The sequence below is a fragment of the Streptomyces graminilatus genome, assembly GCF_001418565.1.
GTDB lineage: Bacteria > Actinomycetota > Actinomycetes > Streptomycetales > Streptomycetaceae > Streptomyces > Streptomyces graminilatus.
The window spans coordinates 27,040-44,315 of record NZ_LIQQ01000178.1 but is presented as its reverse complement, the minus strand read 5'-3'; the positions used below and the strand labels follow the sequence as shown (position 1 = coordinate 44,315).

Annotated in this window: 13 protein-coding genes; 10 read left to right on the top strand and 3 right to left on the bottom strand. The window is 69.6% G+C overall.

The features are described 5' to 3' along the window. Window positions 1–180: 180 nt before the first annotated feature. Entirely contained in the window at window positions 181–1,542 is a 1,362-nt protein-coding gene (locus tag AOK08_RS16625; RefSeq protein ID WP_079054064.1) for a replication initiator, read from the top strand. A 220-nt stretch (window positions 1,543–1,762) separates the two neighbouring features. Here the strand turns inward: AOK08_RS16625 and AOK08_RS16620 are convergent, their stop codons facing one another. Both AOK08_RS16620 and AOK08_RS16615 read right to left on the bottom strand, forming a co-directional pair. Then, complete coding sequence (locus AOK08_RS16620) at window positions 1,763–3,376, bottom strand: recombinase family protein (RefSeq protein ID WP_055526344.1); 1,614 nt, start codon at window positions 3,374–3,376, stop codon at window positions 1,763–1,765. 179 nt (window positions 3,377–3,555) lie between these two features. Then, the gene (locus tag AOK08_RS16615; RefSeq protein ID WP_241826970.1) at window positions 3,556–4,911 is read right to left on the bottom strand and encodes an MFS transporter; all 1,356 of its coding nucleotides are present in this window, start codon (window positions 4,909–4,911) and stop codon (window positions 3,556–3,558) included. A 171-nt stretch (window positions 4,912–5,082) separates the two neighbouring features. Between AOK08_RS16615 and AOK08_RS16610 the strand changes: the two genes are divergently transcribed. Beyond that, the gene (locus AOK08_RS16610) at window positions 5,083–5,718 is read left to right on the top strand and encodes a helix-turn-helix domain-containing protein (RefSeq protein ID WP_055526342.1); all 636 of its coding nucleotides are present in this window, start codon (window positions 5,083–5,085) and stop codon (window positions 5,716–5,718) included. 244 nt (window positions 5,719–5,962) lie between these two features. Here AOK08_RS16610 and AOK08_RS48430 read toward each other — a convergent pair whose 3' ends face one another. After that, entirely contained in the window at window positions 5,963–6,844 is an 882-nt protein-coding gene (locus tag AOK08_RS48430; RefSeq protein WP_055526341.1) for a collagen-like protein, read from the bottom strand. Between the two features lie 166 nt (window positions 6,845–7,010). Here AOK08_RS48430 and AOK08_RS47350 point away from each other — a divergent pair, with 166 nt between their 5' ends. The 8 genes from AOK08_RS47350 (at window position 7,011) to obgE (ending at window position 17,095) form a co-directional block, all read left to right on the top strand. Further along, on the top strand, window positions 7,011–7,628 hold the full coding sequence (locus AOK08_RS47350; protein ID WP_338400139.1) for a glycosyltransferase: 618 nt from the start codon (window positions 7,011–7,013) through the stop codon (window positions 7,626–7,628). Between the two features lie 362 nt (window positions 7,629–7,990). After that, entirely contained in the window at window positions 7,991–8,233 is a 243-nt protein-coding gene (locus tag AOK08_RS47345; protein WP_241826969.1) for a hypothetical protein, read from the top strand. A gap of 116 nt (window positions 8,234–8,349) precedes the next feature. Beyond that, window positions 8,350–9,498, top strand: a complete 1,149-nt coding sequence (locus tag AOK08_RS16595; protein WP_055526340.1) for a hypothetical protein — start codon at window positions 8,350–8,352, stop codon at window positions 9,496–9,498. A 47-nt stretch (window positions 9,499–9,545) separates the two neighbouring features. After that, window positions 9,546–10,373 carry a TIGR03936 family radical SAM-associated protein gene (locus AOK08_RS16590; protein ID WP_055526339.1) on the top strand — a complete coding sequence of 276 codons (828 nt, stop codon included), beginning with the start codon at window positions 9,546–9,548 and terminating at the stop codon, window positions 10,371–10,373. A 265-nt stretch (window positions 10,374–10,638) separates the two neighbouring features. After that, window positions 10,639–14,559, top strand: coding sequence for an Rne/Rng family ribonuclease (locus tag AOK08_RS16585; RefSeq protein ID WP_055526338.1), 3,921 nt, complete (start codon window positions 10,639–10,641; stop codon window positions 14,557–14,559). 325 nt (window positions 14,560–14,884) lie between these two features. Next, the gene (rplU, locus tag AOK08_RS16580; RefSeq protein WP_006374708.1) at window positions 14,885–15,205 is read left to right on the top strand and encodes a 50S ribosomal protein L21; all 321 of its coding nucleotides are present in this window, start codon (window positions 14,885–14,887) and stop codon (window positions 15,203–15,205) included. A gap of 16 nt (window positions 15,206–15,221) precedes the next feature. Further along, window positions 15,222–15,476, top strand: coding sequence for a 50S ribosomal protein L27 (gene rpmA / locus AOK08_RS16575; RefSeq protein WP_006374707.1), 255 nt, complete (start codon window positions 15,222–15,224; stop codon window positions 15,474–15,476). Window positions 15,477–15,658: 182 nt separating this feature from the next. Next, on the top strand, window positions 15,659–17,095 hold the full coding sequence (obgE, locus tag AOK08_RS16570; protein ID WP_055526337.1) for a GTPase ObgE: 1,437 nt from the start codon (window positions 15,659–15,661) through the stop codon (window positions 17,093–17,095). Window positions 17,096–17,276: the final 181 nt, after the last annotated feature.

Below are 17,276 nucleotides of genomic sequence, written 5' to 3'. Positions count from 1 at the left end.
GGAACCATCCGCTGAACCCACCACCCGCCCGACCACGCCAGGAGTGATCCCCATGACCCACACCGCGCCATCCGCCCATATCCGTGCCGCTGCGGCGGCTCACCCCGGAAGGTCACCACCATCACCCCGGAACACATCACCCTGGCTGACAGGCGCGCCGTCCTCGACCGCGCGGCGCGCCTGCGCCAACTCCCCGAAACAGACCGAGACGCGCTCCGTATCGCCCAACACCCTCAGTTCGCGCGCTGGTTGGAGCAGATCACCGCTACCGGCGGCTGCGCCCACCCCGTCCACCTGTCCGGGTCGACCACGACTCTCGACGCGGTAACCGGCGAGATCCTCCGCCACTACGACACCCGCACCGAACCCGGCGAACGACTCCTCGTCCGCTGCCGCAACCGGCGGGCGAGTGTCTGCGCCCCCTGCTCCCGACTCCACGCGGGCGACACCTACCACCTTGTCCGCGCGGGCCTCCTCGGCGGCAAGAACATCCCCACCACCATCCGCAACCGCCCCCGCCTCTTCATCACCCTCACCGCGCCCTCCTTTGGACCCGTCCACCGTGCCGGGGCGGGCCCTTGCCGCCCTCGTCGCGCTGGAGGCACCTGTGCGCACGGTCGTCCCGTCGGCTGCGGAGTCGTCCACGCTCCGGACGCTCTCCTCGTCGGCCAGCCCTTGTGCGCCGGCTGCTACGACTACACCGCCCACGTGCTCTGGCACGCACATGCGGGCATCCTGTGGGACCGCTTCACCCGGGACGTACGCCGCCACCTCGCCTCTTCGGCAGGCCTCGTCCAGTCCCACTTTTCGCAGCACGCGCGACTGTCCTTCGCCCGCGTCGCCGAATACCAGAAGCGCGCTGCTGTCCACGTGCACGCGGTGGTCCGCCTCGACGGCCCGGCCGGACCCGACGACCAACCCCCACTCTGGGGCACCACCGACCAACTCACCGACGCCGTACGCGCATCCGCCCAACGCGTCCTGGTCCGCACCCCCTACGGCCCCGCCATCGGCGAACTCGCCCTCCGCTGGGGCACCCAACTCGACGCCCGCCCCCTGCACGCCGACGCCGACGGAGCCGACGACGACGCGGTGGCCGCGTATGTAGCCAAGTACGTCACCAAAGGCGCGAGCGAGACAGGCGCCGGCACCGACTACCGACTCACCTCCTGGCAGGACATCGACGCTGCCCACGTGTCCGACCACGTCCGCACCCTGATGCGTACAGCCTGGCTCCTTGGTGGCCTCCCCGAGTACGAGCCGCTCCGCCTCCGCACCTGGGCCCACACCCTCGGCTACCGAGGACACATCCTCACCAAGTCCCGCGCCTACTCGACGACGTACGCGGCCCTCCGCGCCGAACGCGCCCACCACCTCGGCCACATCACCATCCCCGACACGACCACCGACGCCTCCTGGCGCTACGTCGGCTCCGGTCACACCCCTGGCGCCGCACTCATCGCCGCCGGAATCGCCGACGACCTTGCCGAGTCTCGGAGGCTCGGTGTGGAGATGAGACAAGAGGGGGAGTGGGGCCGATAACTCCTCTGCCCGAACGTGAATCTCGGCAGTCCCGGCGCCCGCCGGTGTCCCGGTCTGGCGACGATGGGGCTTCGCGTCTGATCGAGAGTGAAATCGTGATCGTAGGCGAGGACGGTACGGAAGAGCCGTTCGATCCGGTGTTGTGGTCCGAGTGAGACAAGAGGCCGCCTCCCCGTACATCCTGGGGAGGCGGCCATGGTCGTGTGGTGGCTGGGCCGTGTCAGAAGACCTTCGCGAAGTCGTCTTCCTTGAGTATCAGCCGGTCTCGCACGTCCTTGGGGATCATGAGCTTCATGTGGATGTGCGGGGCGCGGACACCCTTCACCTTGGTTCGTGTGATCTTGCACTTCACGCCGACCCGAAGCAGGTCCGCAGACATGGCCTCCATGCCGCCCTCCTGCCAGCGGTCCCGGAAGGTCTTGTCGTTGTGGACCTTTACCCAGCGGTCCTTGGTCGTCTCGGGGTCGATCGACTCAAGGTCGGCGATCAGCTTGTCCAAGGTCTTCTCGGCCTGCTCCTTGGTGAACCGCGTCTTCGCGTACCGGCCTCCGGGCTCCAACTCGCGCATGTAGTAGGCGATGGACCCTTCCAGCCGCTCGGTTTCCTTGCGAGCCTCGGCCCCCTTGGCGTACTCCCGCGTCTGTACCGGCTCCTCTCCGAGGATCGAGAGGACGTCGGCGACAAGCCGTTCGTAGACGGCCATGGGGTGGGGTGCGCCGCGTCCGCCGCTTTTGCACTTCTGGCAACGGAGATACTCGTACACCCCGAAGTTGTTCCTGTTCACCTGGACGATCATGTTGCTGTCGCAGTCGGCGCAGATGAGTACACCGAGGAACTTGGTGGCTCCGCCCTGCTGGCGGGGCGGCTGATTCTTCATGCGCTTGTCGAGTGCTGCACCGAGGCTGTCGAACTCGTCCTCGGTGAAGACGGCTTCGGCGACTCTGATCGGCTTGCCGTCATTGCCGAGGAGCAACTTCGACCGACGTTGCCCGCCGTTCTTCAACTCCTCGACGCGGTAGCCCAGGAGCGCGGGATTCCTGAGCCTGCGCAGCAGAGTCGACACGGTGAGGCTGGGGCCGCACAGTCCGGATCGAACGAGGACCATGACCATGCGGCGGGCGGACACTCCACGGATCGCCATCCTGCGCGCCCAGTGCAAAGCGCGGTGTGCGATGGGGTCGTGAACGAGGGTGATCTTCCCGTTCTCGTCCACGGACGTCATGTAGCCGTAGGCCGGTTTGCCGATCAGCCAGTCTTCCTGGGTCTTTGCGTAGTCCCAGAGGCTTGCCACCCGGGTGCTGGTGTTCGCCGCCTCGATCTCCGCGATGCCACCGACGATGGTGACCATGATCTTCCCGGCCGTGGTGGTCAGATCGATGCTGTCGTTCTTGGAGATCAGGTTCTTCTCGTACTTCAGCGACCAGTCGATCATGGTGGCCAGGTCCGAGAGCCGACGGACGAACCGGTCGAGCTTCCAGAACATGAGGACGTCGAACTCGGGCGCGCGGTTGTTGAGCCAGTCGCCGAGCTGCTTGCGCTTCCAGGGGGGAACCTTCGTCGCGCTGACGTTCAGATCGCTGGCGACGCCGACGACCCGGCATCCCTTCTCCCTTGCCAGCCTGCGGAGGTCGAGTTCCTGGCGTACCGGTGAGGTGGTGTCGTCTGTCAGGACGGAGAGCCGGACGGATAAGAGCGCTCTGGGAGCGTCGTCAGGCAGTAACGCCTCAGACCTCTTCAACTCGTCAAGTAAGGCCAGGTCGGCGGCGGTCCACTCTGCCTCGACGTCGTACGCCTTCTGCTCGGCTGCGCTTCGGTTGCGTGAGTATCTGCCCATGTCAGGAAGGGTAGAGATGGTTTTAACCCTGTGTCCATATGGCCGCAGATGGACACCAGCATTCAGATCGGGCCCACGGGGAAGAAGCTGCTGCCGCTCACCGTGAAGAAGGATGCTGCGGCTAGTGGGCATGTGCACTGACGTGCGGGGCTGGTGGCGCTGATGCCGGGTATGGCTGTCTAGCCGTGCGAGGCCTTCGGCCCTGACATGTGGGCGATGAGGAAGAGCAGCGCCCCACAGCCGGCGACCATGATCCAGCCCGGGCGGGACGCTTGTGCGAGTTCCGTTGGGGTGGCGGTCGTGATCAGGGCGCCTGCGAGGGCGATGCCCAGGGCGGAGCCGAGTTGGCGGGCCGTGGAGGTGATTGCCCCGGTCACGCCGGCTCGGGCCGGGGGCAGTCCGTTGACCGCCGTATTGGTGATCGGGGCGTTGGCGAAGCCGAACCCGATGCCTATGAGCGCGTAGGCGGCCAGGAGCAGGAGCACGCTCGTGTGCGGGGTGAGCCGGACCATGCAGAGTCCGCCGGCTGTGATGAAACCGCTGGCGACGAGGAGCGGTCGGCGCGGTCCCGTGCGGCCGACCATGCGGCCGGACCAAGGGGCGCAGACCGTCGCTCCGAGGGCCAGGGGCAAGGTCGCCGCGCCTGCGGCCAGCGGCGTCCAGCCCCGGGTGTGCTGTAGGTAGAGCGTGTTCAGCAGCAGCGTCATGTTCAGGGCGACGAAGACCGCCGCCGCGCCCACGACCGCGCCGCCGAAGCCCGGGCTCCGGAAGAGCCGCAGATCCATCAGTGGCTCGCGGCGGCGGGACTCGACCCATACGAATCCGGCTGTCGCCGCGGCAGCCGACGCGTATCCCGCCAGTGCCGCGGGTGACGTCCAGCCGATGTGCGGCCCTTCGATCAGGACGCCGACCACGACCGCGAGAACCATGGTCAGCAGGACCTGGCCGGGCAGGTCGAGCCGCCGCGCCCGCTGCGCCCGGGACTCCGGCACGAACACCGCGCTGAGGAGGAGAGCTGACGCGATGACCGGTGCGTTGATCCAGAACAGCGCACGCCAGTCGAGCCCCGCGAGCAGCGCGCCGCCCGTCACGGGACCGGCGGCCATGCTCAGCCCGAACACCGACGCCCAGACGCCGATCGCCTGCGCCCGTTCCTTCGGGTCCGGCATCGCGTTCACCACGATCGCCAGCGCCACCGGGCTGAGCATCGAGGCGCCGACACCCTGCAGCGCGCGGGCCGCGACGAGTACGCCCGCCGACGGGGCGAGCGCGCACAGCAGTGAGGCCGCGCCGAACAGGGCCAGCCCGCACTGGAACACCCGGCGGCGTCCGAAACGGTCCGCCAGCGCGCCGGAGGAGATCAGGAGACTGGCCAGGACGAGAGTGTAGGCGTCCACGATCCATTCGAGACCGCGCGTGTCGACGTCCAGGCCGCGCCCGATGGTCGGCAGACCCACATTGACGATGGTGGTGTCCAGCCCCACCAGGAACATGCTCAGGCAGCAGACGGCCAGCACCGTCCAGCGCCTGCGCACACTCAGCACGGTCTGAACAGGTTGAGCGGGTTGAACGGGTTCAACTGGCTGAACAGGGTGAGTCGTCGCGGTCAAGGTCCACCTCTCACGTCCGGGAACACTGCCCGGCAAGGATCGGAGGGGACGACAGCCACAGCCCAGCAATTTTGCGAACACTGCAAAACTGGGCCCATGAACACAGGGTCCAAGGACGCGGAGCTGGAGCAGATCCTCGACGCCATCGGGCCCCGGTTGCGCAGGCTGCGCCAGGACCGGGGACTCACGCTCGAAGCACTCGCGGCCACCACAGGGATCACCGTCAGCACACTGTCCCGGGTGGAGTCGGGCAAGCGGCGCCCGACTCTGGACCTGCTCATCCCGCTGGCACGAGCGCACCACATCGCACTCGACCAACTGGTGGCGGCACCGGCCAGCGGCGACCCCCGGGTGCACCTCCGGCCCGTGCACAAGGAACGCGGCAGCGTCCTCGTACCCCTGACGCAGTATCCGGGACGGGTCCAGGTCTTCAAGCAGGTACTGGCACCGCGCCCGCCGGAACTGGTCACCCACGAGGGCTACGAATGGCTCTACGTCCTCGCCGGGCGGCTGCGCCTGATCCTCGGGCCGGAGGACTTCACGCTGCGGCCCGGCGAAGTGGCCGAGTTCGACACCACCGAGCCCCACTGGTTCGGCCCCGCGGACACGAACACCGTGGAGATCCTGCACCTGTTCGGTCCACGAGGAGACCAGGCCGTCGTCCGCGCCGGACCGTCCACGACCAATCCTGCCCCGCCGACCGCCCCAGACTCACCGTCAACTACGTCATGACCCGCAACAACCAACGCGACCGAACGGGCTTCCGGTGTACGGCTGTGCCCTCAGGTGGACACCGATATCCAGTGTCCAGATCGGTTCCACGGGCAAGCAGTTGCTGCCGTTGACGGTGAAGCAGCCTGCTGGGAGAGGGCACAGCCACTGAGTGTCGGCGGCATCCCGTTTGTGGGGCGTCGCAAGGGGTGTCCGACTGGTCGGTCGTTGACCTGTCGGACACCCCTTTCCGCGTTGCCCGGGGCTAGCTGTTGATAGCGCCCGCGGTCGGCGTGTTCAGAAGCTGCGTCCATGCGGCGTCGCAGCTCAGGGTTGCTGGGTCGGTGCTCAGTACCTGGTCGCAGCGAATCTCGTAGACCGTTCCGATGGTCGTGATGAGGTTGAACTTGATGCGCTCACTCGTCTGCTGCTCATTGACGGACGCACCGCAGGCGAAGCCTGTCGCGGCGCTGTCGGGGTAGTTGGTCCTGCCGCTGAGGTCGGTCCAGAGGAACGGGGGAGCAGGGGTGCTCCCGCGGAGGTCACGGATGCCCGCGTAGTACTTTCCGTTGGTCAACGCGGCGCGCAGCTCGTAGGCTCCCTGGCTCTGCTGTGCGTCGATGTCGGAACAGGGTGCGATAGTTCCGGTCGCGCCCTGAGGGCCGGTGTTGCCCTGGGGACCGGTGTTGCCTTGGGGGCCGGTCGTGCCTTGGGGACCGGTGTTGCCCTGAGGGCCAGTGTTGCCCTGGGGGCCGATGGGACCTGTCACGCCCGGTCGGCCCTGGGGGCCGGTCGGACCCGTCGCGCCCGTCGCGCCCGTCGCACCTGTCGCGCCCGTCGCGCCGGTGGCGCCCTTGGGCCCGGTCGGACCCGTCGGGCCCTGGCACTTGTCCTTGCCGCCCAGGGCGGTCGAGGCGGCGCGGGCCTTCGGACCCTTGCCCTTGTCCTTCTTGCACTTGTCCTTGCCGCCGCCGTTGTAGTGGCTCGCCTGGGTGGTGTGGTCGCCCATGGCGCGCGCGGCGGCCGTCGCCGGGCCGGCCACGCTCGCGGCCAGGACCAGCGCGAGTGAGGCCACCAGTCCGGCCTTCTTGAACCTGTCCCGGGCCAGCGGCCCGAGAAGCGAACGCGTCCTGTACTCAGGACTCATCGGTGTGCTCCTTGCGTCGACGTGCCTTGAATTGCCTTGACCTGCCTCGACTGTTCGGGCTGTCCCGGACCCGAGGGGGAGCTTTACCCGAGTGCGATGCGCGGAGCCGCAATTCGGGCGGCAAGTCGTGCGTTTATCAACGCATAGGATTAATCGGTACATTCGGATGGGTTGCCTGTGTGCCACGCTTCCCGCGTGTACGAATACGGACGTATCCGGCGCATGCCGCATTGGCGCCGTGAAAAAGCAGACCCTCTGCCTCTGCATGATCGTCAAGAACGAAGCGCAGGTGATCGAACGGTGCCTCAGCTCCGTACGGCACCTCATCGACCACTGGGTCATCAGCGACACCGGCTCCACGGACGGTACGCAGGAGCTGATCCGCAAGACGCTCGACGGCATCCCGGGTGAACTGCACGAGGAGCCGTGGGTCGACTTCGGGCACAACCGGACCGCCAACATCCAGCGGGCCCGTGGCAAGGCCGACTACCTCCTCACCCTCGACGCCGACCACGTCATGCGCCAGGACCCCGCTGCCCCAGCTGACGGCGACGTCCTACATGCTGCGGTACGACACCCCCGGCACCCAGCACCGCTTCAAGCACCTCATGCGGGGCGACCGCGCGTGGCGCTACGAAGGGGGCACCCACGAGTACCCGTGCGCGGACGAGTCGGACGGGCCCGACGTCCAGGAGAACCTGGACGCCCTTGTCATCGAGGACCACGCCGACGGCGGCTGCCGGACCGACAAGTTCGAACGCGACGCCCGTCTTCTGCGCGGTGAACTCGAACGCGACCCCGCCAACACACGCACCGTCTTCTACCTCGCCAACACCGAACGCGACCTGGGGCACGTACAGGAGGCGATCGACCTGTACGAGCGGCGGGCGGCGATGGGCGGCTGGCCGGAGGAGGTCTACTGCTCGCTGCTGGAGTCCGGCCTCCTCAGGGCGGAGCGGGCCGACGACTGGCCGGGCGCCATGGACGCGTTCTCCCGCGCGTGGGACACCCGGCCCACGCGCCTCGAAGCGTGCTACGAACTGGCTCCCGCCTGCGCGTGCGGGCCGCTACCGCACCGCGCACGCCCTCCTCGGCGATGTCGTCGGTGCCCCGGAACCGGACGACCTGCTGTTCACCAAGGCATGGGTGTACTGCTGGGGTCTGCTCTTCGAGTACTCCATCACCGTCTACTGGGTGGGCGACTACGCCGCCTCGGTCGAGGCGTGCGACACGCTGCTGGCCATGCCGGACCTGCCCGAGCCGATCCGCCGCCAGACCGTGCTCAACCGGGAGTTCGCGGTCGGTCAGACCGTTGCCGCGGTGCCCGGTCCGGCCGACGGCCGCCACGGACGGGAGCGGACCACCGCGACGGGCGTGAACCAGGCGTAGAAGAGCAGAAGAGTGGAAGGGTCCGTGAAGTCGTAGGTTTACGGACCTTGTCCCTCGTTCTGATCACTTTTCGGATACGCCGCATCCGGACAGGGGTTTGGTGCGTCTACCTCGGTATGGATCTGGAGAAACCGGCCGCCGAGGCACGGCAGCCCGAGCGGCAGGCCGAAGGGTGTCTCGTTGTCGCGATTCGCATCCCCGTCCGAATCGCGGTGCTTGTGCTGGTCGTGCCGGTGCGGCTGGCGTGGGACGGCCTGGTCGCCGGCTGGCGCCTCCTGACGGACGCGGTGCTGCGGCCACTTGGGTGGGCGCTCGGGCGGGCGCTCGCGTGGGTCGTGGGCGCTGTCCTCGTCCGGTCGTCCGTCGGGCTGTGGCGATACGTCGTCGTGCCCCTCGGCAAGGCGCTCGGATGGCTCGGGAACGTGCTCGTCGTGGTTCCGCTGGTTTGGGCCGGCCGTCAAGTGCTGGTGCCTCTCGGGCACGGGATCGCCTGGGTGTTCCGGGCGGTCGGCAGTGGGCTCGGGTGGCTGTACGCGCGCGTGCTGACGCCTGTGGGGTACGGGGCGCTGTGGGTGCTCAGGGGGCTCGGGAAGGGGGTCGCGGCCGTCGGGCTCGGGGTGTACGAGGTTGCCGTGTGGCTCGTCCGGTACCTGGTCGTCGTACCCGCGCAGTGGTTGTACGTGTGGGTTCTGACGCCTGTCGGGCGGGCGCTCGCTCTGTGTGCTCAGGGGGTCGCGTGGCTTGTCGCCAAGGCTGGCACCGGGATCGGGTTCGCGCTCGACTGGGTGCTTTGCCTGCTCGTCATGATGCCCGCGCTCGCGCTGTGGCGCTGGGTTCTGACGCCCGTGGGACGCGCCCTTGTCGTCGTCGGGCGCGAGGTCGGAGCCGCGCTCGGGCATGCCTGGCGTATCGCCGGGCACATCTCGCTCGCCGTCGGACGGTTCCTGGGGACCCTCCTTCGGCTGATCCTCGTGGAGCCCTCGCGCTGGGTGTACCAGACCGTGCTGACACCCGTCGGGCACTTCGTACGGGACGCCGTGCTGCGGCCCGCCGCCGAGGCCGCGCGCGGTGTGGGACGGATCACCCGGCAGGCACTGGCCACGGCCCGCGACACGGCTCGGCAGGCGCGCGCCGACATCCGCCGGATCTTCCTCGGGGCGTCGGGACGGGAGCGTCCACAGGCGGTCCCGGCGCCCCGGCGGGAACCAGGAGGCGTCGACGGACGTACTCTTGGTAGCAGTACGACCGCACTCACGAAGGACTGACTCCACTGGGCAAGCGACAGCCCGAAGGCCCGCCGCCCGCACCCGCGGTGCAGCGCATCCGACTGCGCTACACCAAGCGTGGCCGCCTCCGGTTCACCAGCCACCGTGACTTCCAGCGCGCTTTCGAGCGTGCGCTGCGCCGCGCCGAGGTGCCGATGGCCTACTCGGCGGGGTTCACACCGCATCCGAAGGTGTCGTACGCCAATGCCGCAGCCACCGGCACGGGCAGTGAGGCGGAGTACCTGGAGATCGCGCTCACCGAAGCGCGCGATCCCGAGAAACTGCGTGAGCTGCTCGACGAGTCGTTGCCCGCCGGGCTCGACATCGTCGACGCGGTCGAGGCCCGGACCTCCGGGCTCGCCGACCGGCTGACGGCTTCCGTATGGGAGCTGCGACTGGAGGGTGTGGCGCCCGAGGACGCGCGCCGCGCCGTCGACGCCTTCAACGCCGCCGAGACCGTCGAGGTCCAGCGCCTCGCCAAGAACGGCATGAGGACCTTCGATGCCCGGGCCGCGGTCGCGGGCATGGAGACGGTCGAGGCAGCACAGGAAACAGAGGCACAGGAAACAGGCGTCGGGACAAATGGCGAGACGCACAGTCCAGCGGCTGATAGGCCTACCGGCCGGCCCTGTGCGATACTGCGGCTGGTTGTTCGGCACGTGACGCCTGCCGTTCGACCCGACGACGTCCTGTCCGGTCTTCGCGCCGTGGCCGACCTGGCGCCGCCGGTCCCCGCAGGGGTGACCAGGCTGGCGCAGGGGCTGTTCGATGAAGAGACCGGCACGGTGACCGACCCGCTCGCGCCCGACCGCGAGGCAGCGGTGGCCCTCTCCAAGGCCACGCCGCTTGCCGCCGCGTCGCAGGCGCCGGCGTAAGGAAGGTCCCGCGAAGGGACGAACGTCGTAGCGCCGCCCTCGGACTCGGGAGCCACCTGGGTCGGGCAGCGCACCTACCACAAGACTTTCGCCAGGCCGTACGCAACATGGCGTACGGAACCGGCGAGACAGGACACAGAGAGCTCCCGTGCGGCGCCCGCGCCCCGGACGGCGGCACCGCGCACTGCGCGAGCCGCGGACGTCACCGGCACCCAAGCCGGACCAGGTGCGCGGCGCCCGGGAGCCTGACGGGAGAACCGCCCGCATGCTCGAACAGACCGAGACCACTTCGGAGCCCGCCGAGGGTTCCGCACACGACACCCCCAGCGACACCCTGCCGCCGCGCCGTCGGCGCCGCGCGGCGTCCCGCCCCGCGGGACCGCCCGTCGCCGGGGCCGGAGCCACCGCCGTGGCCGAGACCACGGCACCGGCCATACCGGCCGCCGAGGCGAGCACCGCTGACACGGCCGTGCAGACCGACCAGCAAACCGACCAGCAGACCGGGAACGCCGAGGAAGAGGCCGCCGCGCCAGCTCCCCGTACCCGCCGTCGGGCCACCCGGCGCGCGTCCGCGCCCGCCGGTTCGCCCGCCGCTGCCGCCGTATCCGCCCCGACTGCCGAGGAGAGCGGCGAGCAGGGCGACGAGGAGAGCGTGGCCGTCCAGGCGGCCCCCGCCGTCGAGGCCCCCGCTGTCGCGGAGGAGGCCGCGCCCGCTCCGCGTACCCGCCGTCGGGCCACCCGCCGGGTCTCCGCGCCCGCCGCCGGGACCGAGACCGCCGCCGCTCCGGAGGCTCCCGCCCCCGTGGCAGCTCCCGTGGAAGAGGCACCCGCGCCTGTCGCCGAGGTGGCGGCCGAGCCCGAGACCGAGCCTGAGGCAACCGACGACGCCGCGCCGCGTCGCGGTCGTCGCCGGGTCACCCGTAAGGCCGCTGTCGGGTTCTCCGCGCCCGCGCCCGCCGTCACGAACGGTGAGAACGAGGGCGGGCGGCGTCCCGCGCGTCCCGCGGTAGCCGTGTTCCAGGCGCCCGTCTTCACCGAGCCGATGTTCCAGACGGCCGAGCGGGCCGCCGCCGCTGCCGCCGCCGCGGAGGCGGCCGACGACGTTGACGAGCTGGAGGCCGAGGAAGAGGCCGTCGAGGCCGCTCCGGTCGCCGAGACCGTCGTAGAGGAGCAGGCGCCGCGCCGTCGCCGCCGTCGCCGGGGCGGCGACGAGGAGCCCGTGGCCGCCGCGCCCGTCGCACCCGTCGTGACCGAGGAGCCGGACGACACGGACGGTGTCGACGACGCCTACGAGTCCGCCGCTGAGGCCGACACCGACGACGACGGTGAGGAAGAGGGCCCCGGTTCGCGCCGTCGCCGTCGCCGCGGCGGCCGTCGCAGGCGCCGGGGCGAGTCCGCCGACTCCGACACGGACTCCGGTGACGACGACTACGCGGGCGAGCAGACCGCGCGTGCCGACGAGGACGCCGCCGACACCGCCGACCAGGCGGACGAGGACGCCGAGGAGGACGAGCGCGACGAGCAGGGCGGGTCCGGTTCCGCCAGCAGCCGCCGCCGTCGCCGCCGCAGGCGTCGCGCCGGTGACTCGTCCGGCGAGAGCGAGCCCGTGCTCGCCGACGGCGACCCCGAGCGCACCATCGTCAAGGTCCGCGAGCCGCGCGCCAAGCGCGAGGAGCACCCGAGCGACGAGGTCCAGTCCATCAAGGGCTCGACGCGGCTGGAAGCCAAGAAGCAGCGCCGCCGCGAAGGCCGTGAGCAGGGCCGCCGACGCGTTCCGATCATCACCGAGGCCGAGTTCCTGGCCCGCCGTGAGGCCGTCGAACGTGTGATGGTCGTACGCCAGTACGGCGACCGCACGCAGATCGGCGTCCTTGAGGACAACGTGCTCGTCGAGCACTACGTCAACAAGGAGCAGTCGACCTCGTACGTGGGCAACGTGTACCTGGGCAAGGTGCAGAACGTGCTGCCCTCCATGGAGGCCGCGTTCATCGACATCGGCAAGGGGCGCAACGCCGTCCTGTACGCCGGTGAGGTCAACTTCGAGGCGCTGGGGATGGCCCACGGGCCGCGGCGCATCGAGAGCGCGCTGAAGTCCGGCCAGCCGGTGCTCGTGCAGGTCACGAAGGACCCGATCGGCCACAAGGGCGCGCGCCTGACCAGTCAGGTGTCGCTCCCGGGCCGCTATCTGGTCTACGTCCCCGAGGGGTCGATGACCGGCATCAGCCGCAAGCTGCCCGACACCGAGCGCGCGCGTCTGAAGACCATCCTCAAGAAGATCGTCCCCGAGGACGCGGGCGTCATCGTGCGCACCGCCGCCGAGGGCGCGAGCGAGGACGAGCTGCGCCGTGACGTCGAGCGGCTCCAGGCGCAGTGGGAGGACATCCAGAAGAAGTCGAAGAGCGGCGGCAGCTCGAACGCGCCGACTCTGCTGTACGGCGAGCCGGACATGACCGTCCGCGTCGTGCGCGACATCTTCAACGAGGACTTCACCAAGGTCATCGTCAGCGGTGACGAGGCCTGGCAGACCATCCACGGTTACGTGGCCCACGTGGCCCCGGACCTGACCGACCGGCTGTCGAAGTGGACCTCCGAGGTGGACGTCTTCGCGACGTACCGCATCGACGAGCAGCTCGCCAAGGCGCTCGACCGCAAGGTGTGGCTGCCCAGCGGCGGCTCGCTGGTGATCGACAAGACCGAGGCGATGATCGTCGTCGACGTCAACACCGGCAAGTTCACCGGCCAGGGCGGCAACCTGGAGGAGACGGTCACCAGGAACAACCTGGAGGCGGCCGAGGAGATCGTGCGCCAGCTCCGGCTGCGCGACCTGGGCGGCATCGTCGTCATCGACTTCATCGACATGGTCCTGGAGTCGAACCGGGATCTCGTGCTGCGGCGGCTGCTGGAGTGCCTGGGCCGCGACCGTACGAAGCACCAGGTGGCGGAGGTCACCTCGCTCGGCCTGGTCCAGATGACCCGGAAGCGGGTCGGCCAGGGCCTGCTGGAGTCGTTCTCCGAGACCTGCGTCCACTGCAACGGCCGCGGTGTCATCGTGCACATGGAGCAGCCGACCTCCAGCGGGGGCGGCGGCAAGCGCAAGAGGCGCGGCCGTGGCGGTGCCGAGCACGAACTCGACCACACCCACGAGCACGATGTGCTCCTGGACGGATCCGACGACGACGCCGAGATCGAGGTCGTCGAGGAGACCGAGGCCGAGGTCGCCGCAGAGGTCGCGGCGCCCGTCGCGCTGTCGGCGCCCGTCTTCGAGCCCGACGAGGAGCTGTACAACAGCGCGGCCGAGGCGGAGGCCGCGGCCGGCCGCGGCGGCCGTTCCAGGCGGCGCGCCAGCAGGCGGGCCTCGGCTCCGGCGGGGGCGCCCAGGGCGGAGTCCCGTGGGGCCCACGGGCGCGGTACTGATGCCCGTACGGCCGAGCCCGTCGTCGCCGACGTCGCCGATGCCGCCGAATCCTCGGTGGTCGAGGACACGGCTCCGGTCACGGCTCCTGTCGCTGCTCCGGTCACGGTCGAGCAGGTCGTGGCGCACGCCGAGCCCGTGGCCGTCGAGGACCCGGTCGTCGAGGCGCCGGTCGCCGAGGCTCCGGCCGTGGTGCTGGACGACGCGGCTCCCCAGGGGCGTACGCGTCGGCGGGCCACCCGTAAGGCGTCGGCTCCGGCCGGTTCGCCCAAGGCCGCCGACGAGGCCGCTGCCGAGACCGTGGTGACGGTCGTCACCGAGACGGTCGCGGAGCCGGTCGTCACCGAGCCGGTCGTGGCTCCGGCTCCGGTCGAAGCCCCCGAGGTGCCGGCCGACAGCCCGGCTCCGGCCCGGCCGCGGCGACGTGCCGTGCGCAAGGCCACCGCGCCCACCTCCTCCGAGGAGGCGGCCGTCGTGGTCGTCCCGGCGGCCACCGAGCCTTCGGCGCCTGCCGAGGTGACCGGGGCCGAGGCTGAGGCCGAGGACGCGGTTCCCGCCAAGAAGACGGCACGCAAGACCGCCGCCAAGAAGGCGACCACGGCCAAGAAGGCCCCCGCGAAGAAGACCGCGGCGGTGAAGAAGACGGCCGCCAAGAAGACGACGACGGCCGCCAAGAAGGTCACGGCGAAGAAGACGTCGGCGGCGGCGAAGAAGACGACGTCCGCTGCCGAGCAGTCGGCGCAGGCGTCGGTCTCGGCGAGCACGGAAGGCTGATCCCTGACCTCCCGGCAGCCTCGGCTGCCGGGACAGCAAGGGGATTCACAGTCGCGGTACGGCGGTCCGTCCGGGTTCATCACCGGGCGGACCGCCGTGTTTGAGTGGCGTGGGTGTGGGGAACCGGGCTCAGTTTGACCCGTTCAGGCCGGGCCCGTAATCTTGAGCGTCGGCGTGTCCATAGCTTCATCCGTGACGCGTCACATCCCCGTAAACCTGCATCCTCCTGAGTACCGGTCGTCCGGTGCGGCGGGAGAGGCCGTTCGCTTCCGGCGGGCGGCTGGACTGCGGGGGTGCCGTTCCCGAGCGAGAGAGTGAGATCCGCGTGTACGCCATCGTGCGCAGCGGTGGTCGCCAGCACAAGGTTGCTGTCGGCGACATCGTTGAGGTTGACAAGATTTCCACTGCCAAGGTTGGCGACACGGTCGAGCTCTCGACCCTGCTCGTTGTCGACGGCGACGCTGTGACCAGCGACCCGTGGGTCCTGGCCGGCATCAAGGTCCAGGCCGAGATCGTGGACCACCACAAGGGCGTCAAGATCGACATCCTTCGCTACAAGAACAAGACCGGCTACCGCCGTCGTCAGGGCCACCGCCAGCAGTACACGGCGATCAAGGTCACTGAGATCCCCGCGGCTGCGAAGTAAGGGTAGGGACTGAGACATGGCACACAAGAAGGGCGCATCGTCCACTCGGAACGGTCGCGACTCGAATGCTCAGCGGCTCGGCGTGAAGCGCTTCGGCGGTCAGGTCGTCAACGCCGGTGAGATCCTGGTCCGCCAGCGTGGCACCCACTTCCACCCCGGCGCGAGCGTCGGCCGTGGCAAGGACGACACGCTGTTCGCGCTGGCCGCGGGTGCGGTGGAGTTCGGTACCCACCGTGGGCGCAAGGTCGTGAACATCGTTCCGGTCGCCTGATCGGTTCTTTCGCGAGGCGGACCTCACTTCCCGATCGGGAAGCGGGTCCGCCTTTCGCGTGTTCTCTTCATAGAACGCGCCATGGACGCGCCATAGCGTCCTGGAACGCGTCATAGAACGTGCCTGCTCTTGCTCGTGAGGCACGTCGACAGAGTTTTCGTACGTAACTGGAGGCACATCCCATGACCACCTTCGTGGACCGCGTCGAGCTGCATGTCGCCGCGGGTAGCGGAGGTCACGGCTGTGCCTCCGTCCACCGTGAGAAGTTCAAGCCGCTGGGCGGGCCCGACGGCGGCAACGGTGGACACGGCGGCGACGTGATCCTCACCGTCGACCAGTCCGTCACCACGCTGCTCGACTACCACCACTCCCCGCACCGCAAGGCCACCAGCGGCAAGCCCGGCGAGGGCGGCAACCGGTCCGGCAAGGACGGGCAGGACCTGGTTCTGCCGGTGCCGGACGGGACCGTCGTCCTCGACAAGGAGGGCAACGTGCTCGCCGACCTCGTCGGCCACGGGACCTCGTACGTCGCCGCAGAGGGCGGGCGCGGCGGGCTCGGCAACGCCGCGCTGTCCTCGGCCCGCCGCAAGGCGCCCGGGTTCGCGCTGCTCGGGGTGCCCGGGGGGCTCCAGGACATCGTCCTGGAGCTGAAGACGGTCGCCGACGTGGCACTCGTGGGGTATCCGAGTGCCGGTAAGTCGTCTCTCATCTCCGTGCTCAGTGCGGCCAAGCCCAAGATCGCCGACTATCCGTTCACGACGCTTGTGCCCAACCTGGGTGTCGTGACCGCCGGCGCGACCGTCTACACCATCGCCGACGTGCCCGGTCTCATTCCCGGCGCCAGCCAGGGCAAGGGGCTCGGGCTGGAGTTCCTGCGGCACGTCGAGCGGTGCAGTGTGCTCGTGCATGTGCTGGACACGGCGACGCTGGAGTCCGAGCGCGACCCCGTCTCCGACCTCGACATCATCGAGGAGGAGCTGAAGGAGTACGGGGGGCTGGGGGACCGGCCCAGGATCGTCGTCCTCAACAAGGTCGACGTGCCGGACGGGCTGGATCTCGCCGAGATGGTGCGGCCCGAGCTGGAGGCTCGCGGGTACCAGGTGTACGAGGTGTCCGCCGTCGCCCATATCGGGCTGAAGGAACTGTCGTTCGCGCTCGCCGAGGTGGTCGCGAAGGCGCGGGCCGCCAAGCCCAAGGAGGAGACGACCCGGATCGTCATCCGGCCGAAGGCCGTCGACGACGCGGGCTTCACCGTCGTCCAGGAAGAGGACGGGCTCTACCGGGTGCGCGGCGAGAAGCCCGAACGCTGGGTGCGGCAGACCGACTTCAACAACGACGAGGCGGTCGGTTATCTCGCCGACCGGCTCAACCGGCTGGGTGTCGAGGACAAGCTGATGAAGGCCGGGGCCCGCGCGGGCGACGGCGTCGCCATCGGTCCCGAGGACAACGCCGTGGTGTTCGACTGGGAGCCGACGGTCATGGCCGGCGCGGAGATGCTGGGGCGGCGTGGTGAGGACCACCGCCTTGACGTACCTCGGCCCGCCGCGCAGCGGCGTCGCGATCAGCAGGCTGAGCGGGACGAGGCGCAGAAGGAGTTCGACGACTTCGAGCCGTTCTAGATCCAGCAAAGTCCAGCCGGCTCCGGCCAGTTCCAGGTAGCTCAGCTGGTTCCAGACGTGTGAGGTGGGCGGCGGGGGCGATTTTTCGCCCCCGCCGCCCTCGTCGCGTCTGCCGTCCCATCGCCGGAAGTATGATCTTCCCTTGATTCAGGCCTCGGGGGGTCTCCGGTTCATCGTGCCG

Excerpts from the sequence above, each read along its gene's own strand:
- AOK08_RS16620 (WP_055526344.1), bottom strand. The coding sequence starts at position 3,376 with ATGGGCAGATACTCACGCAACCGAAGCGCAGCCGAGCAGAAGGCGTAC.
- AOK08_RS16610 (WP_055526342.1), top strand. The coding sequence starts at position 5,083 with ATGAACACAGGGTCCAAGGACGCGGAGCTGGAGCAGATCCTCGACGCC.
- AOK08_RS48430 (WP_055526341.1), bottom strand. The coding sequence starts at position 6,844 with ATGAGTCCTGAGTACAGGACGCGTTCGCTTCTCGGGCCGCTGGCCCGG.
- AOK08_RS47350 (WP_338400139.1), top strand. The coding sequence starts at position 7,011 with ATGGGTTGCCTGTGTGCCACGCTTCCCGCGTGTACGAATACGGACGTA.
- AOK08_RS16595 (WP_055526340.1), top strand. The coding sequence starts at position 8,350 with ATGGATCTGGAGAAACCGGCCGCCGAGGCACGGCAGCCCGAGCGGCAG.
- AOK08_RS16585 (WP_055526338.1), top strand. The coding sequence starts at position 10,639 with ATGCTCGAACAGACCGAGACCACTTCGGAGCCCGCCGAGGGTTCCGCA.
- rpmA (WP_006374707.1), top strand. The coding sequence starts at position 15,222 with ATGGCACACAAGAAGGGCGCATCGTCCACTCGGAACGGTCGCGACTCG.
- obgE (WP_055526337.1), top strand. The coding sequence starts at position 15,659 with ATGACCACCTTCGTGGACCGCGTCGAGCTGCATGTCGCCGCGGGTAGC.